The sequence below is a fragment of the Micromonospora sp. Utrum1 genome (assembly GCF_057197805.1).
Genome location: NZ_CM170071.1, coordinates 3,458,809 through 3,484,006 on the forward strand (window position 1 = coordinate 3,458,809; position 25,198 = coordinate 3,484,006).

At 71.2% G+C, this 25,198-nt stretch carries 20 protein-coding genes; 9 read left to right on the forward strand and 11 right to left on the reverse strand.

All coding sequences use genetic code 11. From position 1 onward, the window contains the following. Positions 1-68: 68 nt before the first annotated feature. Positions 69-1,049 (reverse strand): sugar kinase, encoded by a 981-nt coding sequence (locus AC0OLQ_RS16365; RefSeq protein ID WP_484532044.1) that lies wholly within the window; start codon positions 1,047-1,049, stop codon positions 69-71. Positions 1,050-1,135: 86 nt separating this feature from the next. Between AC0OLQ_RS16365 and AC0OLQ_RS16370 the strand changes: the two genes are divergently transcribed. Beyond that, entirely contained in the window at positions 1,136-1,957 is an 822-nt protein-coding gene (locus tag AC0OLQ_RS16370; protein ID WP_357333523.1) for an IclR family transcriptional regulator, read from the forward strand. Continuing rightward, positions 1,954-2,583 carry a bifunctional 4-hydroxy-2-oxoglutarate aldolase/2-dehydro-3-deoxy-phosphogluconate aldolase gene (locus AC0OLQ_RS16375; protein ID WP_484532045.1) on the forward strand — a complete coding sequence of 210 codons (630 nt, stop codon included), beginning with the start codon at positions 1,954-1,956 and terminating at the stop codon, positions 2,581-2,583. Before AC0OLQ_RS16370 ends, AC0OLQ_RS16375 begins: the two co-directional genes overlap by 4 nt. 72 nt (positions 2,584-2,655) lie before the next feature. Here the strand turns inward: AC0OLQ_RS16375 and AC0OLQ_RS16380 are convergent, their stop codons facing one another. From AC0OLQ_RS16380 to AC0OLQ_RS16405, 6 genes are read right to left on the reverse strand one after another with little or no spacing between them, the layout of a single operon-like run. Further along, positions 2,656-3,843: a mandelate racemase/muconate lactonizing enzyme family protein gene (locus AC0OLQ_RS16380; RefSeq protein ID WP_484532046.1), complete on the reverse strand. Its 1,188-nt coding sequence runs from the start codon at positions 3,841-3,843 to the stop codon at positions 2,656-2,658. Beyond that, positions 3,840-4,802 (reverse strand): glycoside hydrolase family 88 protein, encoded by a 963-nt coding sequence (locus tag AC0OLQ_RS16385; protein ID WP_484532047.1) that lies wholly within the window; start codon positions 4,800-4,802, stop codon positions 3,840-3,842. The genes AC0OLQ_RS16380 and AC0OLQ_RS16385 overlap by 4 nt, the downstream gene beginning before the upstream one ends. Beyond that, a complete protein-coding gene (locus tag AC0OLQ_RS16390) occupies positions 4,799-6,082 on the reverse strand; it encodes a type 2 periplasmic-binding domain-containing protein (RefSeq protein ID WP_484532048.1) in 1,284 nt (427 codons plus the stop codon). The genes AC0OLQ_RS16385 and AC0OLQ_RS16390 overlap by 4 nt, the downstream gene beginning before the upstream one ends. A gap of 29 nt (positions 6,083-6,111) precedes the next feature. After that, on the reverse strand, positions 6,112-6,957 hold the full coding sequence (locus tag AC0OLQ_RS16395) for a carbohydrate ABC transporter permease (protein WP_484532049.1): 846 nt from the start codon (positions 6,955-6,957) through the stop codon (positions 6,112-6,114). Next, complete coding sequence (locus tag AC0OLQ_RS16400; protein WP_484532050.1) at positions 6,954-7,901, reverse strand: carbohydrate ABC transporter permease; 948 nt, start codon at positions 7,899-7,901, stop codon at positions 6,954-6,956. The genes AC0OLQ_RS16395 and AC0OLQ_RS16400 overlap by 4 nt, the downstream gene beginning before the upstream one ends. After that, the gene (locus AC0OLQ_RS16405) at positions 7,898-8,704 is read right to left on the reverse strand and encodes an IclR family transcriptional regulator (protein WP_357333537.1); all 807 of its coding nucleotides are present in this window, start codon (positions 8,702-8,704) and stop codon (positions 7,898-7,900) included. The genes AC0OLQ_RS16400 and AC0OLQ_RS16405 overlap by 4 nt, the downstream gene beginning before the upstream one ends. Before the next feature lie 115 nt (positions 8,705-8,819). Here AC0OLQ_RS16405 and AC0OLQ_RS16410 point away from each other — a divergent pair, with 115 nt between their 5' ends. Genes AC0OLQ_RS16410 through AC0OLQ_RS16430 form a run of 5 tightly spaced genes read left to right on the forward strand, consistent with a single transcriptional unit; the run spans position 8,820 to position 15,674 of the window. Further along, a complete protein-coding gene (locus AC0OLQ_RS16410) occupies positions 8,820-12,077 on the forward strand; it encodes a YyaL domain-containing protein (RefSeq protein WP_484532051.1) in 3,258 nt (1,085 codons plus the stop codon). Then, positions 12,077-13,237 carry a mandelate racemase/muconate lactonizing enzyme family protein gene (locus AC0OLQ_RS16415; protein ID WP_484532052.1) on the forward strand — a complete coding sequence of 387 codons (1,161 nt, stop codon included), beginning with the start codon at positions 12,077-12,079 and terminating at the stop codon, positions 13,235-13,237. Before AC0OLQ_RS16410 ends, AC0OLQ_RS16415 begins: the two co-directional genes overlap by 1 nt. Then, entirely contained in the window at positions 13,238-14,134 is an 897-nt protein-coding gene (locus AC0OLQ_RS16420) for a dihydrodipicolinate synthase family protein (protein ID WP_484532053.1), read from the forward strand. It begins immediately after the preceding gene. After that, the gene (locus tag AC0OLQ_RS16425; RefSeq protein ID WP_484532054.1) at positions 14,131-14,853 is read left to right on the forward strand and encodes an SDR family NAD(P)-dependent oxidoreductase; all 723 of its coding nucleotides are present in this window, start codon (positions 14,131-14,133) and stop codon (positions 14,851-14,853) included. The genes AC0OLQ_RS16420 and AC0OLQ_RS16425 overlap by 4 nt, the downstream gene beginning before the upstream one ends. Positions 14,854-14,867: 14 nt before the next feature. Further along, a complete protein-coding gene (locus AC0OLQ_RS16430; RefSeq protein ID WP_484532055.1) occupies positions 14,868-15,674 on the forward strand; it encodes an SMP-30/gluconolactonase/LRE family protein in 807 nt (268 codons plus the stop codon). Between the two features lie 322 nt (positions 15,675-15,996). On the opposite strand, the gene AC0OLQ_RS16435 is transcribed toward AC0OLQ_RS16430, so the two are convergent. The 3 genes from AC0OLQ_RS16435 to AC0OLQ_RS16445 form a co-directional block, all read right to left on the reverse strand. Beyond that, positions 15,997-19,278, reverse strand: a complete 3,282-nt coding sequence (locus tag AC0OLQ_RS16435; RefSeq protein ID WP_484532056.1) for an NACHT domain-containing protein — start codon at positions 19,276-19,278, stop codon at positions 15,997-15,999. A gap of 318 nt (positions 19,279-19,596) precedes the next feature. Continuing rightward, positions 19,597-20,925 carry a TolB family protein gene (locus tag AC0OLQ_RS16440; RefSeq protein WP_484532057.1) on the reverse strand — a complete coding sequence of 443 codons (1,329 nt, stop codon included), beginning with the start codon at positions 20,923-20,925 and terminating at the stop codon, positions 19,597-19,599. A 724-nt stretch (positions 20,926-21,649) separates the two neighbouring features. Next, positions 21,650-22,027 (reverse strand): endonuclease/exonuclease/phosphatase family protein, encoded by a 378-nt coding sequence (locus AC0OLQ_RS16445; RefSeq protein WP_484532058.1) that lies wholly within the window; start codon positions 22,025-22,027, stop codon positions 21,650-21,652. A gap of 138 nt (positions 22,028-22,165) precedes the next feature. Here AC0OLQ_RS16445 and AC0OLQ_RS16450 point away from each other — a divergent pair, with 138 nt between their 5' ends. Further along, positions 22,166-22,378, forward strand: coding sequence for a hypothetical protein (locus AC0OLQ_RS16450; RefSeq protein WP_484532059.1), 213 nt, complete (start codon positions 22,166-22,168; stop codon positions 22,376-22,378). 70 nt (positions 22,379-22,448) lie between these two features. Continuing rightward, positions 22,449-23,423, forward strand: coding sequence for a serine/threonine protein kinase (locus AC0OLQ_RS16455; protein ID WP_484532060.1), 975 nt, complete (start codon positions 22,449-22,451; stop codon positions 23,421-23,423). Between the two features lie 219 nt (positions 23,424-23,642). On the opposite strand, the gene AC0OLQ_RS16460 is transcribed toward AC0OLQ_RS16455, so the two are convergent. Beyond that, positions 23,643-24,950 carry an alpha/beta fold hydrolase gene (locus AC0OLQ_RS16460; RefSeq protein ID WP_484532061.1) on the reverse strand — a complete coding sequence of 436 codons (1,308 nt, stop codon included), beginning with the start codon at positions 24,948-24,950 and terminating at the stop codon, positions 23,643-23,645. Positions 24,951-25,198 lie beyond the last annotated feature (248 nt).

Genomic DNA, 25,198 nt, shown 5'->3' on the forward strand with positions numbered 1-25,198 from the left:
CCCGGTCGCGGTGCCGGGCGGCTGAGCGCTCGGCACCGTACCGGACCGGTGCAGCTGTGCGTCGCCCGTCAGCCGTCGACGGCCCGCGCCAGCAGCGCCGTCGCGGTCGCGCGGTCGGGGAGGCCGGTGGTGTCGCCGGGGGCGGCGACCACCCCGGCGGCGAGTGCGCTGCCCAGGCCGGCTGCGTCCGCCGGCGAGGCGCCGCGCAGCCGGCCGGACAGGTAGCCGCCGGCGAACGCGTCGCCCGCGCCCACCGGATCCACCACCGCCGTCGCCGCGCTCGGCAGGTGCCGCGCCCTGCCGTCGGCGCCCGCGTGGTAGCAACCGTCCGCGCCGGCCTTCAGCACCGTCTCCCGCACCCCCGCCTCGGCCGCGGCGGCGAACACCTCCTCCGGATCCTCGGGGTCGCGTACGCCGAGGACCGGCCCGGCCTCGTCGGTGCCGAGCAGCAGCACGTCGACGTACGCCAACCGGGCCCGCACGTCCGCGGCCTGCCGGTCGACGTCGCCGAGCGCGGGACGCAGGTTCGGATCCAATGCCACCGTGATGCCGGCCGGCCCGGCCGCCCGCAGCACCGCGTCGACCGCCGTCCGCGGTCCGGCGCCCAACGCGATCGTGATGCCGGAGACGGCGACCAACCGCGGCTTCGCGGCGAGTAGCCGGGCCGCGTCCGACGCGTCCAGGTTCGCGGCCGCCGATCCCGTCCGGTAGTAGTGGACCCGCCGCTGCCCGTCCGGCAGCACGTCCTTGAGGAAGAGGCCGGTCGGGTGAGCGGCGTCGACCGTCACCAGCGAGGTGTCCACTCCGGCCACCCGGGCCGCCGTCAGGACCCGGACGCCGAGCGGATCTGCGCCCACCCGGCTGCAGAACCCGGCGCTGACGCCGAGCCGCGCGGCGGCCGTGCAGAGGTTCAGCTCGGCGCCCGCGACGTGCACCTCGACGGTCGCGGTCGCGGCGAGCGAATCGCCGGGCGGCGGCTGAAGCAGGGCCATCGCTTCGCCGAGCCCGACGACCTCCAGGGCCGGCTCGCCATGCTGGTCTCGCGTCACCCGCGTCACCCCGAACAGTGGTTTAGCTCGTGCATAGTGCAGAATAAGGTGCCACATGTCGCAAGACGATTCCAGGGAGGGTCAGCATGGCGGCCGAACCGGGCAGTAACCAGAGCGTCGAACGGGCTCTGACCGTGCTCCGCGCCCTCGCGGCCGGCCGCACCGAACTCCGCGTCTCCGACGTCGCCAAGGCCACCGGACTCGGCCTCTCCACCGCCTCCCGCCTCCTCGCCACCCTCGAAGGGATGGGCTTCGTGGACCGCGATCCGGTCAGCGGCCTGTACCGGCTCGGGCTCGACATGGTCTCCTTCGGCGGCGCGGTGCTCAACAGCCACCCGGTCCACCGCGAGGCCCGGCAGACCGCCCAGGACCTCGCCGCTGAACTCGGCCTCGGCGTCAACGTCGCGGTACGCCGCGGCGACCGGCTCTTCTACCTGCTCAACTTCGAAGGCCGGCAGGCGCCCCGCCCGTTCGTCCTCGCCGGACAGTACAACCCGCTCCACGCCACCGGGCTCGGCAAGGCGCTCCTGACCGGACTGACCGGGGACGAGCGGCGCGCCATGCTGCCCGAAGCGGTACTGGGTGCCTACACCCACCGCACCATCACCACCCACGAACAGCTCGACGAGGAACTCAACCGCACCCTCGCCCGGGGGTACGCCACCGAGATCGAGGAACTCGCCCTCGGCCGCGCCTGCGTTGCCGCCGCGATCCGGGACGGCTCGGGCTCCGTGGTGGCCGCCCTCTCGGTGTCCGGCCCGCTCTCCGCCATCGACCTGCCGGCCCGCGAAACCGAGCTCGTCCGGTCGGTGATCGAGGCGGCCGACTCCATCAGCATCAACCTCGGGTACGTCGGGCCCGCCCACGTCGTGCCCCAGCAGGCCGCCGCCGCCGAAGTCGTCTCATGACCGTCCAGCTCGGCCGCGTCATCGCCATCATCCGGCTCCCCGGCCCCGAGGACGTCGTCCGCGCCGGCCGCGAACTCGCCGAGGCCGGCCTGGACAGCATCGAGGTCACCCTCACCACGCCCGCGGCGCTCGAAGCCATCGCCGAACTGCGGACCGCACTCGCCGGCACCTGCGCCGTCGGCGCCGGCAGCGTCCGTACCCCGGCGGACGTGAGGGCCGCCCGTGCCGTCGGCGCCGAGTTCCTCGTCACCCCGACCACCCGCGTCGACGTGCTCACCGAGGCGGCCGCCGTCGACCTGCCGGTGGTCTGCGGCGCCCTCACGCCGACCGAGGTCGACGTCGCCTGGTCGTCGGGAGCGGCCCTGGTCAAGCTCTTCCCCGCGAGCCAGGTCGGTGTCACCTACCTGCGGGAGCTGCGGGCTCCACTGCCCGACGTGCGGCTGGCGCCGACCGGCGGAGTCACGCCCGAATCGGTGCCGGAGTGGGCCGCGGCCGGCGCGGTCGCTGTCGGCGCCGGCAGCGCACTGGTCAGCCCGGCCGACGTGGCCGCCGGGAACTGGCCGGCGCTCCGGCGCCGTGCCCGTGCCTTCCTGGACACGGCGGCGGCGGCACCCTGGCCGGAATGAGGCCCCGGCCGGTGGCGGGTGCGGTCGCCGGCTGTCGTCCGGATGCCGTCCCGGGTGGTGTCCGGCCCTTCGTCAGGTGCCCGCCAGGACCTGTACGACGCTCTCGTCGACCGTGATGCCGAGGCCGGAGCCGGTCGGCACGTCGCATCGCCCCCCGACCGGCGTCACCGCGTCCGGGGCGACGGCGGTGAGCGGGTTGGTGCCGATCCAGTGCTCGAGCACGGCGAAGTTCGGCATCGCGGCGGCGCACTGCACACTGGCGAACCAGTGCACGGCCGAGCCGATGCTGACGTGCGGGGTGGCCTGCGCGCCGAACGCGTCGGCGAGCGCGGCGATGCGCATCGTCTCGGTGATGCCACCGGCCCGGCACACGTCGGGCTGGAGCACGCGCAGCGCGCCGGCGCGGAGGAATTCCAGTGCCCGGTGCCGGGTGGCCAGCGAGTCCAGGGCGAGGGGGATGTCCAGGCGCCCGGCGAGGGTGGCGTACCCGTCGAGGTCCTCCGGCGGCAGCGGCATCTCGAAGAACCCGACGCCGAGCTCCTGAAGGGCGCGGCCGACCCGCAACGCCTGCGGCACCTCGTACTGGCCCGCGGCGTCGGCGTAGACGGCCGCCTGGTCGCCGAACACCTCGCGGACGGTCTGCACGGACGTGATGTCGTCCTCGGGGCGGGCGCCGATGGCCACCTTGACCGCGTCATACCCCAGGTCGCGCAGCCGCTCCGCCTCCTGGCGCACCCTCCGCTGGCCCTCGGCGCCGGAGCCGGCGGGCGCGGCGGGTACGCCGGAGGCGTACAGCCGCAGCGTGCTGCGGTATCGGCCGCCGAGCAGAGCGTGCAGGGGCTGGCCGAGGGTGCGGGCGAACGCGTCCCACAGGGCGATGTCGAGGCCGGCGAGGGCCTCCAACCAGAAGCCGCTGTCGTGACCGCGGACGCGCATGCCGGTGTAGACGCGGTCCCAGGTGCGGCTGATCTCGTCGAGCCGGGAACCGACGGCGAGCGGTGCGATCAGGTCGTCCAGGATCGCGGCGGTGGCGCGGGCTCCGACGGGCGCTTTGGCCTCGCCCCAGCCGACCACCCCGTCGGAGGTCTCGACCCGCACCAGCACCGCGTCGATGGTCTCGCTGTAGACGTAGCGGCGGCGCTCCATCGGCGGGTACTCCACCAGGGCGCTGCCGTGGTCGGCGCTCCACGCGCGGGCGCCCCAGTACGTCTCGGCCGGCTTGGCGCGTACCGCGTAGCTGCGGACGTCGACGACCTTCATCCGTTCTCCTCAGTGGTGCGATCCAGGGCGGCATGCAGCAGCGGGGCCTGGCCCCACGGAAAGACGCCGAGGGCGCGATGGTGATAGTCCTGGGCGGCGCCGACGGGGGTCGCCTCGGACACGGCGAGCGCCCCGCCGGTGAGCCGGCGGAGGGTGGCGTGCCAGGCACGATCGGCCATCGCCCGGTGGGCGGGGTCGACCAGCCCGGCGTCGATCGCGCGCGGCACGACCCAGGCGAGGTAGGCGGAGGTGCTCGCCTCCACCGGGGCGTCCGGGTCGTCGACCACGGTTGACCACTCGCCGTCGCGCTCGTACGCGGCCAGCGCGTCGACCAGGCGGGCGAGCCGCTCGGCGAGCCCGTCGTCGGGGACGTGGACCAGGGTGTCGGCGAGGCCGAGCAGCGCCCACGCCTGCCCGCGCCCCCAGGCGACGCCGTTGCCGCGTTCGGCCCGCGCGTCGTAGCCGTGCTGGAACAGGCCGTGGGGCAGTTGCAGCGCGCGGGCGTACTCGGTGGCGTGAGTGACCGCCTCGTCCGGGTGACCCAGCGCGGCGAGGCCGGGCCCGTCCGTGTGCATGCAGTCCACCCAGACCGTCGACGACCAGGGTGGCAGGTCGGGGCGGTGCAGGCGGGGCCCGCCGGGGTGGGCCGGTCGGGCGTGCCGGACGGCGGCGAGCCAGCGGTGGCAGGCGTCCGTCACGTCGATGTCGGGTCGGCGGTCGGTGAGGGCGAGCAGCGCCTCGACCGCGATGAGGTGGTCGGTGGGGTCCGGCGGCGCGGTCAGCGACGGCGTGACGAGGTCGACCACCCGTCGGGTGAGGTCGGGCCGGTGCAGCGCGTCGGCGGCGCGGAGCAGGGCGGTGAGCGTACCGCCGACGCCGAAGCCCCAGATCCGCGGCGTGGTGGCGGCGGTCGCGTCCGCGATCGCCGTCACCAGCCGGGTGTCGTGCGCGGTGGTCACTTGATGAGGGCCTGCACCGCCCGGCCGGCCTCGCGCATCGCGTCCGCCGGCTTGCTCCTGCCCACCAGCACGGCCTGCACCTGCTCCGAGATGGCGGTCTCCATCTGGGCGTACTGGGGGTACTTCCAGAACGGGTTCGGGGTGGCGGTGGCGGTGATGCGCTCGCTGAACTGGGAGGTGAAGGCATCGGTCTTCACCTGCTCCGAGGCGAGCGCCTTCGTGGTGGTGGGCGGCAGGGACAGGTCCTTGAAGTAGCCGATGACGGTCTGCTCGTCGGACGTGAGCCACTTCGCGAAGTCGGTGGCGGTGTTGGCGCCCTCGCCCTCGACCACGACGACGGCGTGGCCCCACTGCACGGCCCGGGGCTTGTCACCGGAGTTCTTCACCGGGCGGGCGATCGGGTCGAGCTTGTCCGCGATGGACTTGTCGGGGGAGCCCTTGACGACGAAGTCGCGGCCGACGATGGCGTCGTCGTACATGGCGGCCTTGCCCTGGGCGAACAGGGTACGCGCGTCGACCCGCTCCACGTCCGGGGCGATCAGCTTCTCGTCGTACAGCTTCTTGTACCAGGCGACCGCCTCGATGCTGGCGTCGTCGCCGACGGTGACCTTGTCACCGTCCAGCAGCGGACTGCCGAAGGTCTGCATCCAGATGAGGATGTCCTTGAGCTGGGCGATCTTGGTCGACGCGGCGTACGGGATGACGCCCGTGCCCTTGAGCGCCCGCAGCGCGGTCTCGAAGTCGGCGATGGTGGCCGGGGCGGTGGTGATGCCGGCCTTCTGCATCAGGTCCCGATTGGCGATCAAGCCGATGGCGGCGGTCGTCCAGGGCAGGCCGACCTGCTTGCCCTCGACCTGCCCGGAGCTGAGGGCGGCCTCCGTGTAGCCGGCGTCCTTGGCCACGCCGCCGAGGTCGCGGAGCTTGCCGAGCGCGGCGAGGCCGGCGAGCCAGGCGATGTCCATCTGCGCGGCGCCGGTGAACTGGCCGCCGCGCACCTGGAGCGTGAGCTGGTTGAGGTATGCGTTGTACGCCAGTGGCACGCCCTTGACGGTGACGCCCGCCTTGCTGCCGTACCCGCTCATCAACTGCTCGATCTTGGCCTTGGAGGCGTTGTCGGCCAGGCTCCAGGACGCGAATGAGAAGTCGGTGGCGGACTTGGCCTTGTCCTCCTCGGGACCTTCGGCGCTCGGCGCGCAGGCGGCGACGCCACCCAGGCCGAGGGCGCCGACGCCGACTCCGACGAGGCGGAGCATGTCCCTGCGGGAAAGGTTGCTGTTCATTGCTGGACCTCCGGGACGGGTGGGGTGAGCTATCCCTTGATGGCGCCGGCGGTGATGCCGCCGACCAGGAAACGTTGGAGCGCGATGAACGCGACCACGACGGGCAGCGACGCGAGCAGCGACGCGGCCATGAGTTCGGCCCACTGCGCGGTCGCCTCACCGAGGAACGCGTTGACCAGGCCGGGTGGCAGCGTTGTCTTCTCGCGTCCGGCCAGAGTGAGGGCGAAGATGAAGTCGTTCCAGCCGCGCACGAACGCGAACAGTCCGGCCGCGATGAGGCCGGGTGCGGACAGCGGCAGGATGATCGAGTGGATGGTGCGCAGCCGGGACGCGCCGTCGACGCGGGCGGCCTCGACGAGGGTGTCGGGGATGGTGTCGAAGAAGCCCTTGAGCATCCAGACGCACAGCGGCAGCGTGAACGTGGTGAACGACAGCACCAGCGCGGTGTAGGTGTCGAGCAGGTGGTAGGCGCTGAACAACGCGTACAGGGTGACCAGCAGCAGCGCCTGGGGGAACATCTGCGAGGACAGCACCAAGTACATCAGGCTGCGCCGGCCACGGAAGCGGAACTTGGAGAAGGCGTAGCCCATGTTCGCGGAGACGATGACGCTCAGCACCGCGGTGACGACGGAGACGATCAGGCTGTTGACCAGGTAGCGGACCAGGTCGGGTTCGTCGGCGAGCCGGGCGAAGTTGTCCAGGGTGAGCTCGGTGGGGAAGAACGACGGCGGGTAGCGGAAGGTGTGCTGGGCCGGGGTGAACGCGGTGGCGAGCATCCAGTACACCGGCAGCAGCCCGAAGCCGCCGAGGATGACGACGGCGGTCCACGCCGCGGCGCGGGAACCGCGGCTCTCCCGTGCGGAGCGCTTGCTCACAGCTGTCCCTCCCGCTCGGACCGACGGACGTAGATCGCGACCATGGCGAGCAGCAGCACCATCCAGAGCAGCCCGAGCGCGCCGGCGCGGCCGAGGTCGAAGCCCTGGAAGGCGGTCTCGTAGACCGCGGTGGCGAACGTTTCGGTGGCCCCGGCCGGGCCGCCGCCGGTCATCACGTAGATCAGGTCGAAGTGCTGGAAGTTCCAGATCAGTTCCAGCAGCAGGACGATGCCGATGATGCCGCGCAGGTGCGGCAGGGTGACGGCGAAGAACCGCTGTATCGCGCCGGCGCCGTCGGTCTCGGCCGCCTCGTGCAGCTCGACGGGTACGGTCTGCAGTCCGGCGAGGAGCATCACCATGATCCATGGGAAGCTGGCCCAGGTCTTGGCGACGATGACCGCGGTCATCGCGGTGCCCGGCTTGGCCAGCCAGGCCTGCGGGGCGTCGATCAGCCCGAGCGCCTCCAGCGCGCCGTTGGCGAGGCCGTAGTTCGCGTTGAAGATCCACATCCACAGGAACGACACGACGACGCTGGGCACCAGCCACGGGATGAGCAGCAGGCCGCGGAGCGTGGCGCGGCCGCGGATGCGGGTGTTCAGGGCGAGCGCGAGAGCCAGGCCGACGAGGAACGGTGCGATGGTGGCGCCGACGGTGAAGACCAGGGTCTGCCGCAGCAGCCGCCAGAAGTCGCCGCCGAGCAGGTCGGTGATGTTCTGCATGCCCACGAACGTGCGGCCGGGCTCGACCAGGCTCTGCTCGAAGAACGCGGTGACCAGCGAGGTGACCAGCGGGTAGAGAACGATCGCGGCGAGCATCGCCAGGGCGGGCAGCATGAGCAGCGCGGCGAACGCGCCGTCGCCGAGCCGCCGCGGCGGCCGGTCGCCGGCCGGCGGGGACGTCGGCACGCGGTCGGTGGTCCCGGGACGGGCGGTCTCGGTGCTCATCGCACGGCCTGTAGACGGGTCGGGACGCGGTCGGCGGGGCCGAGGTAGCCCAGGCCGGTGCTGATGGCGTCGGCGGCTTCGATGACCATTCGAGACAACTCGGCCTCCCGGGTGTCCAGGGCGATCGCGGAGAGCGGTCCGGAGACCGACAGCGCGGCGCAGACGGCGCCGGTGCGGTCGAGGATCGGGGAAGCGATGCAGGCGCGGCCCAGCGCCAGCTCCTCGACCTCGGTGGCGTAGCGGCGTTGGGCGGCCCGGGCGACGGCTTCGTCCAGGGCGGCGTGGTCGGTGATTGTGGACGGGGTGTACGCGGGCAGGTCGGGCAGGAGCGTCCGGCGCTGTTCCGGGTCGGTGCCGATGAGCAGGCACTTGCCGATCCCCGTGGCGTGCAGCGGGTTGTGCTGACCGATGAGGACGAACGACCGCGGGGCGAGGGTGCCCTCGAAGTTGCACAGGTAGAACAGTGTCGCGCCGGTGCGGATGGCCACGTTGGCGCCGAGGCCGAGCTCGGCGGCGAGGTTCTGCGCCCGCTGGCGGGCCTCGCGGTGCACCGGGTGGCTGTTGAGGGCCACGCCGGCCATCGTGATGAGCGCGGGGCCGAGCTGGTAGAGGCCGCTGACCTGGTCGCGTTGCACGAGGTCGCAGGCCTCCAGTGTGGCCAGCAGGCGGGACGCGGTCGACTGGCCGAGGCCGGCGTGACGGGCGACATCGGAGACCCGCAGCGCGGGCTGGCCGGCGAGGAAGGCGTTCAGCACGGCGGTCGCCTTCTCGACGCTCTGGTTGGTGCCCTGATCACTCGCCATCCGGCATCTCCTTCTGGACGTCCCATCCATCGCTGTGTCAGAGTGGCCCTCATGTTGCATCGTGTCAACCGCCCATTGCATACGAGTTGCAGAGACGTGTTGCTGGGGTGCCTTTATGACATCTGAGCATGCATCGCTGACCATCGAACCCTTCAACCGCACGGTCGAACTCGACGGTCACGGCCACCCGCAGGGCCGGCACCTGCTCGGCGCGCCGGTGGCGGCGATGACCGGCAACCACGCCGTCCGCACCGCGGTGCGCCTGCCCGAGCCGCGGCACGGCGCCGACGTCAGCACCGCCGAACTGCGGGTCCACGCGGACGCCGCGCAGTGGTACGCGGTCCGCCTGCGGGTCCGCACCGGCGTGCGGTACCTGTCGGTGCTCCGGCACGCCGACGGCTGCGACGAGCTGCTCAGCGACGACATCTGCGCCTTCGACTTCGACCGGTGGCTGCCCGTCGAGGTCACCGTCGCCGACGGCCGGATCACCGTCACCGTCGACGGGCGCATCGCGGCGACGGCCACCGATCCCGAGCCGTTGGACGGGGGCGGCGTCGGGATCGGGGCCACCGCGACCGTGGCCGGCTTCGGCCCGGTCGAGGTGGTCGACCTCGGTCCCCGCGCGACACCCGGCCCGGGACGTCCGGCCACCGAGGTCGACCTGGCCGCCGCGCTGGTCGAGCCGTACACCGCCGTGGAGGGCGCCGCCCACCGTCTCGAGGTCAGCGCCGTACGCGGGAACGACGGCCGCTGCGGATACGCCGTGCAGCTGCTGATCCGGGGCGAGCACGGCTGGGAACGCGCCGGCGAGCCGCTCGGTGAGCGATGGCTGGTGCTGTCCGGCGACGGCGGCAGCCGACGCGATCCCCAGCGCACCCTCGACGCGCACCCCGTGTGGTTCAACGCGGTCGAACCGCTCGGCGGGGACGCGGTGCGGCTGCGCGGCGACGGCGAGCTGTTCACCCTCACGGTCACCTGGCGGATGGCCGGGCCGCACCCTCTGGTCGACATCGTGCTGACCCCGCGGGTCGACGGCCGGTTCGTGGTCGCCTACCGAGCGTTCGACGCCGCGCCGGAGGACGACATCGACGAGGTGCTGTGCGGGCCGTTGCGGCACGCCCGGATGATCGGCGGCCCGGCCTCCGTCGGCCGCGACGAGCTGTTCGCCCCGATGTGCCTGGTGCAACGCGGCCCCGTCACCACCGGCCTGTTCGCCCCTGCCGCCGAGCTGCCGTTCGCGTACGAGTCGGCTCATGGCGACGACGACCAGCCGTTCGGGATGAGCCTGCGCACCCCCGACGGCCGCGTCCAGCCCACCCTCTACGCCCCGCAGTACGGGCGGCGGGCCGACCTGCGCGCCGGCGAGCCGTACCGGTTCACCATCGGCGTGTACGCCGCCCGCACCGGGCTGTACGACGCCTACCGCCACCTGCTGCGCGGCGAGTACGGCTACACCGCGTACCGGCGCAACATCCACGCCTCGCTCACCGACACCGTGCACCACCTCATCGACCTGATGAAGGCCGGACCGGCCGGCGACGACCGGGTCGACTACCAGGGCTCGCCGAGCGGCTGGTGGAGCCGCGCCAAGGGGTTCATCGACATCGAGAACGACCAGGCCGTCCGAGCCACCACCACGTCCGTGCTGCTCGGCGCGTACCAGCTCACCGGCGACGACGAGCTGTACGAGACGCGAGCCCTGCCCACCATCGAGTTCCACCTGTCCCGCAACGGCTACGGCTGGACCCCGCGCGAGGACGCCACCGTCTACGGCGACCCGACGAAGAACGCGCTCGGCGGGACCCCGTTCGGCGCCCCCGCGCTCGCCCCGCTGCACACGCTGTCCCGCGGCACGCTCACCGCCGCGCGGGACCTGGCGCTGTCCGCCCTGGACGCCCAGGACTACTGGCTCAAGCGCAGCCCGATGAGCGCCCCGCTGGCCGCGTACCGGATGACCCGGGACGTGAAGCTGCGGCGGCAGGCCGAGGAGGCCGCCGACCGGTACGTCGCCGACGAGCTCGACCAGCCGTACGGCGGCGAGGCCGATCCGCACGACTTCGCGATCTACTACTGCCGCGCCTGGGTGGACCTGCTCGAGTTGTACGAGGAGACGGGTGGGCGCCGCTACCTGGACGCCGCGTACGCCGAGGCGAAGCGGTTCGTGACCATGGTCTTCGCCCGACCGGTGCCGGACGCCACCGTGACCGTGCCGCAGCGGCCGCTCTTCGTCGACCGGCAGATCGAACTCACCGGGTGGTGGGACCCGGCCGCTCTGTACCCGTACCCGGCGACCGATGCGCCCGACGAGGAGGTGCCGGCCTGGCAGGTGTCACCGACCGGGCTGAGCATCGAGGCGGTGAACACGTACCGGTTCAACGGGTTCACCCTCAACCCGGCGTGGGCGCCGTTCCTGCTCCGGCTCGCCGCGCACACCGGCGACGACCTGCTGCGCGACGTGGCGCACAACGCGCTGGTGGGCCGGTTCACGAACTACCCCGGCTACTACTACCGGCAGTTCACCGTGCATCACCTGCGCCCGGACTTCCCCTACACCGGGCCGTTCGGGAACACCACCATCTACTACCACCATGCGCCGGCCCAGCTCGGTATGGCCATCGACTACCTGATCGCCGAGCACGAGACCCGCTCCGGCGGCGCGATCCGCTTCCCGGCCGAGCTCGAGCAGAACTACGTCTGGTTCGCCTACCGCGTCTACGGTCACGCACCCGGCCGCTTCCACGGCGAGGACGGCGTGTGGCTGTGGCTGCCCAAGGGCCTGGTGCGGCTGGACTCGGAGCAGGTCAACTGGATCGCCGCCGAGGGCGGGGACCGACTGTGTCTCAGCCTCACCAACGCCGCCCCGACCGCGACCACCGTGACCGTGACGCTCGACGCGGCGCGGGTGCCGATGCGCCCCGGTGTGCCGTACCAGGCGACGGTGATCCGTGACGGTGGCGCCGCGGAGCAGGCGAGCATGGTGAACCACCGGCTCACCGTCGACGTCTCCGGGCACGGCATCACCGCGGTCGTCCTCCACGGCGTGGGCCCCCTCGACGTACCGCTGCACCGCGCCGCCGCCCCGGTCGGCGCGCACCACTTCGGCGACGGCCCGGTCGGTCCGGTGCGGGGGATCCTCATTCCCAAGCCGGACGGCAGTCGCTACCACGCCTACGTGCAGGCGGCCAGCCACGAGCCGGCGACCCTGCACTGGTCGCTCGACGACGGTGCCACCTGGCAGCGGGCCGAACGCACGGTGCTCCCGAACGAGTGGACGGTGCCGGTGGATGACCTGTCCGCCGCGTTCAGCTACGTCGTGCAGGTCGGCGACCGGCGGTCCGAGCCGGTACGGCTGGCCTGCGGAAAGGAGGCGTGATGCGGGTCCGTGAGGTGCACACCCATGTGCTGAAGGTGCGCGCCGACGAGGCCTACCTGGGGCTGAAGCGGGACGGCAGCAGCATCGGTAGCGGCTACGAGGTCCGCGAGCCGTGGCGCAGCCTGTACTCGTCACGGTACGAGACGTTGCTGGTGGAGGTCGTCGCCGACGACGGCACCACGGGATGGGGCGAGGCCCTGGCGCCGGTGGCGCCCGAGGTGCCGGCCGCGATCGTCGACCTGCTGCTCTCGCCGGTGCTGGTCGGGATGGACGCCACCGCCCCCCGTCCGGCCTGGTACCGGCTGCGTGACCTGATGCGCGAGCGCGGGCACCTGGTGGGCCACCAGGCCGACGCGCTCGCCGCCGTCGACATCGCGCTGTGGGACCTCACCGGCCGGCTGACCGGGCTCGGTGTCGCCCAGCTGCTCGGTGGTGCGTTCCGGAATCGCCTGCCCACGTACGTCTCCGGGCTGCCCCGGCCGACCGACCCGCAACGAGCGGCGCTGGCCCGGGACTGGGCCGACCGGGGCGCGACGGCGGTCAAGCTGCACCTCGGCCACGGCGTCGCCGCCGACCTCGCCACCGTCGACGCCGTCCGCGACGCCGCCCCCGACCTGCGGGTAGCGGTGGACGGGCACTGGGCGTACGGCCTGGATGAGGCCGTCGCGCTGGCCCGAGGGCTCGCCGAGCAGGGTGCCTGGTTCCTCGAGGCGCCCCTGGCACCGGAGGACATCGCTGGGCACGCCGAGCTGGCCGCCCGCGGCACGCTGCCGGTCGCGGTGGGCGAGGCGCTGCGCAACCGGTACGAGTTCGCGCAGTGGCTGGACGCCCGGGCGATGCGAATCGCCCAGCCGGACGTGGCCCGCACCGGGATCACCGAGGCGATGGCGATCGCCGAGCTGTGCGCCGCCCGGCACGTACCCGTCGCGCCACACCACTCGGTCGGCATGGGGGTCTCCCTCGCCGCCGGCCTGCACGTCGCCGCGGCGGTCGCCGACCTCGCCGCGTTCGAATACCAGCCGACCTCCACCGAGGTCGGATCCCGCATCCTCACCGGTCCGGTGCCCGTGCACCCGGCCGCGTTCGACCTGCCCGCGGGACCCGGTCTCGGCGTCGACGTCGACGCCGAGACGGTTCGCGCCCTGGCCAAGGAGTCCTGAGTGCCTCACACCGTGCACGGCCTCGTGCCGATCCTCGCCACCCCGTTCGGGCCCGACGGCGCCCTCGACCTGCCCAGCCTGCGCCGCCTCACCGAGTTCCAGCTCGCCAGCGGCGTCACCGGCGTCGCCGTCTTCGGCATGGCCAGCGAAGGCTTCGCGCTCACCACCGAGGAGCGGACCCGGATCCTCGACACCGTCACCGAGGTCGTCGCCGGCGCGGTCCCGGTCGTCGCCGGGATCAACGGCACGTCGACGGTGAACGCGATCGAACAGGCCGGCGTCGCGGTGGCCGGCGGCGCGTCCGCGCTGATGGTGCTTCCCCCGTTCATGGTGAAGCCGACCCCCGACCAACTGCTCACCTTCTACGGCGACGTGGCCACCACCGCCGGGGTGGAGGTCATGGTCCAGGACGCGCCCGGCGCCACCGGCGTCACCATGCCGCCCGCCCTCATCGCCGAACTCGGCAAGCTCGACGGCGTCACCTCCGTCAAGGTGGAGTCGCCGCCGACCGCGCCCAAGGTGGCCGCGGTGGTCGCCGCCCGCGCCGACGACCGGTTCGCCGTGCTCGGCGGCCAGAACGCCCAGTTCTGCCTGGAGGAGTACGCCCGCGGAGCGATCGGCACCATGCCCGCCTGCGAGTTCCCCGACCTGCTCGGCCCGGTGCTCGCGGACTGGCAGGCCGGGAGGCGGGCCGATGCCCGCGCCGGGTTCGCCCGACTGCTGCCGCTGATCCTGTTCGGCCTCCAGCAGGGCATCGCCTGGGCGGTTCACAAAGAGGTGCTGGTGCGGCGTGGCCTCATCGCCGACGCCACCGTGCGCTCGCCGGCCCGCCCGCTCGACTCGGCCAGCCGCGACTCGCTCACCACGATCCTCGCCGACCTCGGACTCGCCCGGTGAGCGGACGCGGCATCCTCGTCGTCGGCGCCTCCTCGCCGATCGGCACCGCGATCGCCCGCGCCTTCACCGCGTCCGGCGATCGCGTCGTGGGCGTCTCCCTCGAGCAGCACAGCGACCCGGCCTTCGTCAGCGAGCTGGTGGCCGACTGCGCCGACCCGGAGGCCGCGACCGGTGCCGTCGCCGAGGCCCACCGCACCCTCGGCCGGCTCGACGTGGTGGTGCCCGCCGCCGCGGTCATGCCCGTCGCCGCGGCGGCGCAGACCACCGACGCGCAGTGGCGGGCGGCCCTCGACGCGACCCTCGGCTCGATGTTCTACGTCGTCCGCGCGGCCCTGCCACTGTTGCCTCGCGGCGGCGCGGTCGTCGCCGTCAGCTCGGTCAACGCCACCCTCGCCGCGCCCGGCCTGCCCGGCTACGCGGCGGCGAAGGCGGGCGTGGAGGGACTCGTCCGTCAGCTCGCCCTCGAGTACGGTCCCGCCGGCCTCCGCGTCAACGCGGTCGCCCCCGGCATGATCGGGAACGCGGACCTGCCCTCGGTCACTGAAGGTTACCCACTGCGGCGGGTCGGCCGACCCGAGGACGTGGCCGCCGCCGTGTCGTTCCTCGCCTCGCCGGCGGCCGACTTCATCACCGGCGTCGTCCTGCCCGTCGACGGCGGCCTCTCCATCGCCTCACCGGCGGCGTGGCTCCGCCCTGACCTGAGAGCAAGATGGCTGTGACACCGGACTGGTCGGTGCTGGGCGACCTGCGCTGTGAGCTGGGGGAGTGTCCGGTCTGGGACGAGCCATCCGCCCGCCTGCACCTGGTGGACATCCACGCCCGACGGCTCTGGACGCTCGATCCCGCCACCGGCGCCGCGTCCGCCGCGACGTGTGGCCGGGCGGTCACCGCCCTGGTGCCGCGGGCCGACGGGGGATGGCTCGGCGTCTCCGGGCGGGACATTGGCACCCTCGATCCCGGCGACGGGGCCTTTCAACCGCTGCTGTGCCTACCCGGGCCGCCGGAGCTGGCACTGAACGACGCGGTGTGCGGACGCGACGGCAACCTCTACGTCGGATCGATCGACCGGACCCGGGCCGAACGCGCGGCCCTGTACCGGGTGGAGGGCGATCTGAACCACCGCATCCTCGCCGGGCGGGTGGGCGCGTCCAACGGCGTCGACACCAGCCCGGACGGGCGCCTCCTCTACCACGCTGACAGCTTCGCCGACACGGTCACCGCCTACGGGCAGCACGGCCGATCCGTTTACGCCGTGCGGGTTGCGCACCCCGACGGGATTGCCGTCGACGCAGACGGCGGAGTCTGGGTGGCCTCATGGGGATCTGGCACGCTGTTCCGCTATACGCCGGACCTCGCTCCGGACCGCGCGCTGTGCGTGCCCGCGCCGCTGGTCACGAGCGTGTCGTTCGGCGGTCCTGGCTATCGGTGGATGTTCGTCACGACCGCCCGGTCGGACGGTGCCGAGCTGTCCGGAGCCGTGCTCACCGCGGACGTCGGCGTAGCCGGTCTTCCGCCCGCCCGCTTCGCCGTCCAGCGCTGAAGACGGCTGCGGTCGCCTGTGAGCCGGTTGGCCGCTGCCGGGGGAGCGGGTCGGGAGCTTCGGGATGCGGTGAGCCGACTCGCGTCTTTGCTGCCTGGGACCCGTCGCGGCCATCGGCGATAAGCGTGTGCCGCGCAGGGCACAACCACAGCATCACGATGCTGGGGTTGATGCCTGAGCGAGGTGGCCCGCACGGTTGTGCGAGCTGTCTGAAGGCGCGTTGGTAGGCGTTGGGGCCAGCCAGTGTCGCGCCCGCTTGCCGCCGGGCCGACTGCTCCTGCCGCCAGCTGCGGAGCAGCGCGCCGCCCGCAATTTTGTCTGACTACTTCCGCCAGGCGGGGGCCATCCGCTCGGACATCTCCCGCCAGAACGTCCGCAGATCCTGCCGGTTTACCGCCTGCCAGTCCGCCCGCCCGGGCGACCGGAGCGAGCGCCCGACGAGGTCGATTTGGTGGGCGCAGAAGGCCTCGTCCATCTGGTACGGCAGCTCGTCTCCCTTCGGCGGCAGCGGGCACAGCCGGAACGGGCAGTCGTCGATGCAAGTGGCGCCCGGCTGTACGTCGTGGGCTTGGCGGCGGCTCAGGTTGACCCGCATGGCGGTGCGGTCGATGGTGAGGCACGGGGGCAGCTCGGCCCGGCTGGCACGGGTGAGCCGGCGCGCCCGCTGATCGTTGTCCCGTCCCCGGTCGGCGAGGTTGAGCAGCAGCATCACGTCGGCCAGCAGCCGTTGAGCCCGCGGTTCCAGGACGGCCCAGCCGTGCCACGGCGGCAGCCAGGACGCCTGGTGCCGGCGGACGCCCGGCTGAGGGCTGACCGAGCCGATCCGCCCGACGATCTCCCGCTCGTCCAGCCAGCAATGCCGCTCGGGATGGCGGTCGATGAGCGCCTCGACGCACAGGTCCGCGACCTCGAGGACGAGGGGGTGGGCCGTACCGCTGCCGGGCTGCGGGGCGAGGAGCCCGCCCCCGGCGATGGAGGTCCAGAAGCCCACCAGGCCGCGCGGGTCCGAACCGTGACCCCGCTCGCGCAACGCTTCGCCTGGGTCGCGGGGGAGAGCGAGCAGGGTGAGCGCCTGGATGAGCACAAGGTGGGAGTACCAGAACCGGGAGTGCCGCAGCGCCTTCTCGGCTTCCTCGATCAGCACACTGCGGTGCGCCGGGTACGTGCGACAGTTGGCCGCCATCCGGAACCCCTGCGCCAGGGTGATCTCGTAGACGCGGGCCCCCTCCCTGAAGTCGGAGGCCAGGCGGTCGACCCAGCGGCGCAGGATATCCTGGACGACGCCCTGCCAATCCGGTTCGCCGGGGGTGTGGGCGGCCTCGGCGAAGAGGAACAGGGGCGGGGCGAGCCAGGTGCGCAGTTCCTCCAAGCGCTCCCGGCCCTGGGTGTCGGCCGCCTCCGGCGGCTGGTCGAGCAGGTCGCGCAATGCGCGGACCGCGGCGTTGCCGCCGCTGGCGATCTGGCGGGCTGCGGTCAGCCGGGGCAGGTACGACGTCTCGTGCGCCATCATCTGGAACAGCTGCCGGTACTGCGGTGTGGGCGGCTGTCCCCGGGATCCAGTGGGTTCCGGGGGCCGGTCCCGTAGTTGCCGGGCGGCGTCGCCGTACCGGTGCACAAGGGCGACCTTGGCGTCCTCGAGCGGGCGGTCGGTGACCGAGCCGTCTCCCTGGTAGTTCGGCCAGGCGCCGAGGATCGCGTCCGCCAGTTTCCGGTGCGCAGTGTGTCCGCTGGCGGCGTCCATCTCCAGCGCGGCCGCGAACAGCTCCAGGGCTCGGGTGCGGTTGCGTGTCCCGGTCGCCGCGGCACACAGCCGGTGGACGACAGCAATGGACCGGTCCCGGGTGGTCCTCGTGTCGCGGGCGCTCGGCGACGGTCCCACCCTCAGCCGGAGGGCATTGCGGAGCCATAGCAGGGTTCCGTGCGCCACCGGTGGCGTGCACCGCCCGTCCAGCCGCTCGAATGCGCCCGCGCTGCGGGTGTAGAGGGTGAGAGCGGCGAGCAGCTCCCGTCCTGGGCCGTGGTTCTCGGTGAACGCCTGCTCCAGGAAGCCGTCGTCGCGCAGGGCCGCGGCGAGGTAGCGCGAGCCGAGGTACGCCTGGACCACCCCATTCTGGAAACGCACCCCGTCCTGCCGCTTCACCACGATGCTCAGCTCTTCCCCGGTGGTCTCGGCGAGCCCGAGGTCCTGCGGGTTGTCGGCACTGAGCTTGTGCAGCCGGGCCCGGAGCTCGGCCAGAATCCACCGCCGGGCAGCGTCCTTCACGCCGTCGGCGCTCATGAGATCGGTGGTACGCACCGACAGCCGGTTGTCGCGCAACCCGATGCAGGCAAGCGCGGAGAGCACCTCGAGCGCGTCGGTCCGTTCGGTCTGCGGCATGCCGTAGTCCTCGTACAGATCCCCGGCGACGATGGCCGCCCACCACTCCTCCAGCAACGACCAACGCAGGGCGGATCTGCCCAGATCCGTCGGCCCGACCCGGTCCAGGCGGTCCACCTCGTGCAGCTGGCTGATGACCCGCAGGTAGAACGGTGAGTCGGCGACGTCGGCGGCCTTGACCAGCTCGGTGATCCGCTCCCACTGCTGGCCAGCGTCCGAACGGTGGCTGCCGGTCTGCACGTACTCCAACGCGGCACCGATGGAGAGCGGCTCCAGTTGCAGCAGCAGCGCGTCCAACCCGCGCAGCGGATCGTCCGGCCGCGAGGCGACCACCAAGGGGAGCCGCTCACGAACCGCGCCCCGCACCGCCTCACGGAGCACGCTGTCCCGATCGGCGGGCTGGCCGGATTCGGCGAGCACCTCCTCCAGGCCATCGGCCAGCACCACGATCCGGTTCTCCAGCCACAGCCGCCGCCACACCTTGTCGGCCTCGCCCGCGGCGTGCAACTGGCTGTCGATGGTCTTTTGGAACTGTTCTAGGGCGAGCTGATGGAAGTTCAGCTTCGCCGGGTCCGTGACGGTGCGCAGGTCGATCCCGACCGGCACGACGTCGCTGGCCATCAACATCTCCGCGAGGCGCACCAGGGTCGCGGTCTTGCCAGTGCCGATGCCGCCCACCAGCAGCAGCGGCCGCCGGCGGTGCTCGTCGCGGAGCCGCTGGACAATCAGCTCGCACAGTTCGTCCCGACCCACGACGTAGCTCGCTTTGCTGTCGCGTTCGGCGGTGGGAAGCACCATCCGAAGATTGCGCAGCGCGTGGCGGTCGTACCAGCGACGGACCGGGACGTATCGCCAGAACAGGAAGACCGCGAGGCCCAGCGCCAGGATGAGCGGGCCCTTGACGAAGCCCTCCACCTGCCCGCAGTAGTACGACCTCGGCTGGTCCCCAGCACACCACTTCGACATCCGTAGGAAACCGGGCTCGCTGTTGAGGACCGCCAGAACCAGGGAGAAGACGGTCCACACCACGAGCGCCCCGGCGGTGGCGACGATCCCCCACCGCAGCCCGCGGTGGTGCCGCCAGCTCATCCGGTGGTCGGGCCGCTGGTCCGTGTGTCGGCGGCGGTTCCGCTCGGCCTGCCGTTCCCGTCGGGTACGCCACCTGCGCCGGCGCTGGCGTATCCACAACTGGGCCGCCCAGACCGGACCACGTTTCGGCCCGCGCATGGACACCCCCATGATCCACATGGCTGGTACCGGCCAGAGGCAGTGAGCCCCTCCAGGCCCACGCTAGTGCTCGTTCCGGGGCTATTGCCTGGTTCCGGTAAATCCCGCGCCAGTCGGCGCACTGGCCCCGCGCAGTCCGTGGCGGCTTGAACGCGGGGCGTCCATGAGCACCAGGTAGCAGTCGCGCGAGGGGCGCTCCCGAATCCGATCCGCGTGCGGGCCGCCGAACAGCTCCGGGGCGTTCCGGGCGGTAGGGTGCGCCGCCGCCTGGGCGGCGCACCCTCGCTGGTACCGCAGGGCGGTGCCGTGGTCGTGTCGTCAGGTACCGAGGTCCCGGAGGAAAACGTCGTTCGCGCTATTGGTGTCGTTGGGCACCAGGTTGGTCGCCACTCCGCTGAAGAAGATGAGTCTGCCGTTGGCGCTGATCGACGGGCCGCCGGTCTGGCTGTTGCCCTGGGTTCCGGCGGTGGAGACGCTGACGCGGGTGGTGGTGCCGGCTACGCGATCCCGCAGGTAGACGTCCCACAGGTACCCGTTGGTGTCGCCGGCTACCAGGTTTGTTGCTCCCGAGTCGAAGACGACGTAGCGGCCGTCCGCGCTGATCGCCGAGTTATAGCTGTCCATGTTCGCTTGGGCGCCGCCGGTCGCGACACTGATCCTCGTCGTGGTGGCGGCGACGCGGTCTCGGAGGAAGATGTCGTAGCGGCCGTTGGTGTCGCCGGCCACCAGGTTGGTGGCGTACGAGTAGTAGGAGACGTAGCGGCCGTTAGCGCTGATCGCGGGGTGGTAGCTGTCGCTGTTCGCTTCGGCGCCGTTGGTGGCGTAGCTCAACGCGCTGGTGGTGGCGGTGGCGAGGTCGCGGACGAAGATCTCAGATCCGTTGTAGGTGAACGGCGTCGTCATGTTGAACGCCGTCGAGGTGAACGCGACGTAGCGGCCATCGGGGGTGATGGCCGGCTGGCGGCTCTCCCCATAGGTGTCGCCGCCCGTGGTGGAGACGCTGATCCGGGTCGTGGTCGCGGCGACACGGTCCCACAGCATGATGTCCGGCGACCAGTTCTCGTCGCCCGGTACCAGGTTCGTCGCCCACGAGGTGTACGCGACGTAGCGTCCGTCGCCGCTGATCGTCGGCTCGTAGCTGGGGTAGTCGCCCTCGGCGCCGGCGGTGGAGACGCTGATCCGGGTGGTGGTTCCGGCGACGCGGTCGCGGAGGAAGACGTCGTCGGAGAAGTTGGTGTCGCCCGGCACGAGGTTGTCGGCGTCCGATACGAAGGCGACGTAGCGGCCGTCGGCGCTGATGACCGGGTCGTTGCTGTTGACGGTGTATTGGGCGCCGGTCGACTGGGCGCCGCCGGTCGCGACGCTGACCCGTTCGGTGGTGCCGGTGGCCCGGTCACGGACGAAGATGTCCGAGCGGCCGTTGGTGTCGCCGGGGACCAGGTTGGTGGCCTCCGACGCGAAGGCCACCCAGCGCCCGTCGGAGCTGATCCCGCGGCCTCCGCTGTGGCCGTTGCCCTGCGTCCCGCTGCTGGAGACGCTGACCCGGGTGGTGGTGGGCGCGGTGGCGGCCGCGGGGACGGCGTGGATTCCCACGAACGTCACAGTGGTGGTCGTCAGGATGGTGAGCCCGATGCGTAGATTCCTCATGTCGGCTCCAAGGAACAAATTCCGATGTTCAAGGGGGCATGCTCTCGCCCTCTTTCGTCCACCACGAAGCTGCCGTTGGTCTGGTTGTCCGTGGTCTTGTGCTTGAGCGTCGGCTTCGACATCTGGTGCAGGATTTTGGCCTGGCGTTCACAGATGTGTCGAGTGTTCGGCGCACGCGTAGTAGCGATTGTCGGTGGCGTGGTTGCCGTCCAATCGCTATTCTTTCCGGGCCTAGTGCCCGGACGCAGGTCAGGGTGGTCCTGCTATCGGCGGAGGTCAAGGCCCATCTGACACAAAAAAAGAGGAACGACAGTCGGAGTCAGCATCTGGCACAACGCCGTTTTCGGTCACGCGGCGGGAGAGCCAGCAAACCCCTTGCCCTGCAACGGGTCCGCCGGCCTTCCCGCTGCCAAAGCGGCTGTTCCAGCAACTCGGTCACGTGACTTTCGAGCACCAATGCCGATTAGCGGATCTGTTGCGGCTGGAGGGCGAAGCGACGGATTCCCATATAGCCGGACTTGCCTTATGAAATCATCATGTCGCACCGCGCGAGCAATAGTTCATGGTGCGCAACTGTCCACGGAACACCCGCTCCGCCGGGCAACAAGACATCTGGGCCCCCTGACTGAGCGCGGCGGGGGCCGCGGCTCCGACCCGAACCCGGTCGACCTCAGCGGACCCCACGGCCCTTGCCCAACCGCTGTTAGCGAGTTGTCGGTGGTGCTCAGGCGTGGAAGCGAGCGATGACGGGGGCGTGGTCAGGGACCGTGGCGGGACGTAGCGTGTCGGTGCATTCGGTGATCGAGCCGATGTCGTCGACGAGGCTGTCGACGCTGGCGACTCGTAGGCGCAGGTCGCGGGAGACGAGGATGTGGTCGATGAGCTCGCCTCGTCCTTGATAGATCCGTGAGTACGCCCGCCCCGTCGGCAGGAGCGGGGCGAGGTTGTACAGCCGGACGGGATCTCCCTTGTCGGGCCGGTCGATATCTCCGTCGCTGGGGCCGATGAGCAGGGTGGTGGTGACGGCGTCGGGTCCGTCGTTGAGGTCCCCGCAGAGGATGGTGGGTACGCCGGGTTCGCCGTCGGTGGCGGACGCAGTCATGACCTTATTGAGCTGGACGCGGACGGCGACGGCTTCCGCGGCCCGCCGCACCAGGGCGTAGCCAGCGCCGCTGGCTCGCTCGTCTTCGTTCTTCGGGTAGCGGCGGTCCCCGGGATAGGTCAGCAGCTTTCACTTGAGGTGGCAGGTGAGCAGCCGCAGGCCGCCGCCGACATCGACGTGGACTTGAAGGGCACCGCGGCCCATCCGTTTCAGGGTCTTGCCGTCGACATCGGGCACCGCGGGCAGGCCGGCGTCGGGAAGTTTGACGACCTGGTCCTCGACAGTGACGGGGTGGGGCGACAGGACGGATCGCCGCCGCGCACGCGGCCGGGGTGGTGCACCGTGACGTGAAGCCGGGCAATCTGATCGTCACCGCCACTGGCACAGTGAAGATCTGCGACTTCGGCATCGCCCGCCTACCTTGGGCGGACGGGGAGAAACCCTTACCGAGCCGGCGACCAAGCTCGGCACCAGCTCGTACATGTCTCCCGAGCAGGCCCTCCGCCGGCCGGTGGACCACCGCGCCGACCTGTACGGGCTGGGCTGCACCCTCTACGCCATGCTCGCCGGCCGTCCGCCGTTCGTCGGCGAGCCGCTCGGCGTGCTGCATCAGCACGTCAACGAGCCACCCCAGCCGCTGCGCGAGCGCCGGCCCGACGTACCCGCCGAGCTGGACGCCTTGGTCGCCGAACTGCTGGCCAAAGATCCTGCCGATCGGCCGCCCGGCGCGGCCGAGGTCCGGGACCGCCTCGCAGCCCTGCTGCCACCGGGCCGGCACGCCGGTTCCTCTCGTGCCGGTCACGCCAGCGGACCCGGGCGGGCCGGGACGGTCCATGCCGGTGATCGCTCTTCCGCCCACGCCGGACGCGCAGTCAGCCGGGCACCCCCCAGACCGGACCACCGCCCGGCACGGCATCGGCGCGCGGCGCTGCTGGCGGCGGCCCTGCCCGGCGTCGCGCTGCTCGCCCTGACCGGCGTCACGCTGCTCAACCGCGACGACCACACCTCGACCGGGGGACCGACCAAGCCGCCGGCATCGGCCACCACCGCCGTGGCGCCCCGCGTGCCGGCCGTGCCGCTCACCGTCGCGTCCGCCACTCCGACGCTGCGGGCCGTCGCGTCGGCTGCCCGCAATCCGGTCAGCCCGACACCGAGCCCTCGGGCCACCTCCCGTAGGCCGAGCCCCACCCCACCCGCACACCCGATCGCTAGCATGCGCCGGTCGATCCGGGAGCAGGTGGAAGCCGGCCGGTTGAACCCGGATGCCGCGAGGGACCTGCACACCAAGGTGGACGCGATCGCGAAGGAGATCGCCGAGAGCGACCCCGACCAGGCCGAGGAACAGCTCAAGAAGCTGCGCGAGAAGCTGACGAGCTGCGACGCGGCGGCAAGCTAACCGGCGGCGGCTATGACGCCCTGACTGCCGGCGCCGACCGGATCGCCGCCGACCTGCGGTAAAGACATCGAGGTAGCCGCTGTGTTAGCCGCTTGGCGATCTTGCTCATGGGCGGTGATGTCGGTCGGCCACAGCGGTGTCGGGCTCAACCTGCACATACCGCAGTGGCTCCGGCCCGGTCCAGTCCGTCCTACGCGATGCACTGACCCAGGAGCTCCCCTATCCTCCGGGCGGCCGCCGCAGCGGTAGAGAGGGCACGATATGGCCATTCCATGGTTTCGGTGCCGCCCCGCCAAATGGGACGAAAAATCGTCCCGTCCCCTCAAAGGGGAAGTCTCGCGGCCCTGGAGTGACGTCGTTGCCGTAGCCCACGTAGGCTGTAAGCCAATCAATGGATAGCTTGTGCAGTCTGTGGCGGTGTGGTTCTTCCCATTGAGATACATGCCCGGCCTGTTCAATATCGTACATCAACTTGCGGTGTCCGGAGATCGCGTCGTAAAGATCTGGCACCCAGAAGCGGCCCCGGCCGTCATTCTTGGCCTCTGGCTTTTGATTCGCCTGATCGTCATCTAGCCCGTTGATGATGAGGACTGGTATGTCGTTCCCGAGATTCGGGTTCGCCTTCACAAGGGCATCGTTCCAGCCCCACCAGAACCGGGTCGGATGCCGGGAAACCTCCATCGAGGTGCCTGTTTCGAAGGTGCCGGTTTCGCTGTCCATATATGCTTGCCATATATCTTCAATGAGTTCGGCCTGTTGCCGTAGACGCCTGTCGATTGGCAGTGAGGGGATGGTTGGATCGGTGGCCGGCAACGGACTGAGGCGTGGTTTGGGCATTGTCTCCTTGGTCACGATTCCCATGGGCGCGCCGTAGAAGCCCTTCGGGCTGGATACCGGCGGAATCAACAACGGGCCGAACTGCGTAGGCTTGACCGCGATTGACGTTGGACTTGGCGGGCCGCCGGGCGGGAAGATCGGTGCGAACAGGAGAAGGCCCCTTACCTTCGAAGGATTCTGCATCGCGTACGGTCCAACCACGTAGGCCCCTGCCGAGTAGCCGATGAGTATGACCTTGAACTGTCCGGTCACTCCTTGGACATGCTTAACAACTTCATTGAGTTCGTGCCACTCGGATTCTGAGTGACCGAGGTGCATCGGATACTCCGGCGCGCACTGGCTTGCCTTGTCGAAGATGAGGCCCTGTTGGGACGGCAGGATATTGCATTTATTGTTCATTACGTCCGGGCGAGAGGATTTTCCCATGCCCTGCACTTCCATGATCCACACATCAATGCCAGCCTCCGCGATCGCCCTCGCCCAGCTGAATTTCCCTCCTGCAACCTCGCTCTGTAGGTCCAGCGATACGAGCGCGGGGGTTGTCCTGCCAGCCACCATGACAACCTGCGGGCGCGCGTTGGCGTCCTCGAAGGGGCCAGACGCAAGCCGCCGTACGTGGATGAAAGCCTTGTCATCGAAGTTTGCCGGAATGCGCGACTTGATAGGCACCGAGAAATTGTTTTCACTCATAAGGCCACACCGCCCCCTCAGTCCGGTGGCCGAAGGCGAAGCCCGCCCACGTGGCGGCGCCCGCCGTGGCACCAACGGTCCCGGCGATGCAGGCAACCAACTGGCGCCGACGCATGCGCCGCTTTTCTCCCTGCGTCATATCGATCCCCCCTTGACCCCGCTATGCCCCGAGCGCAACAAGCCTCTGCGTTGGCGCGGGCCCCAAGTGCAGCATGACCGGGTTGACCAGCTCGACGAGGCAGAGTTCC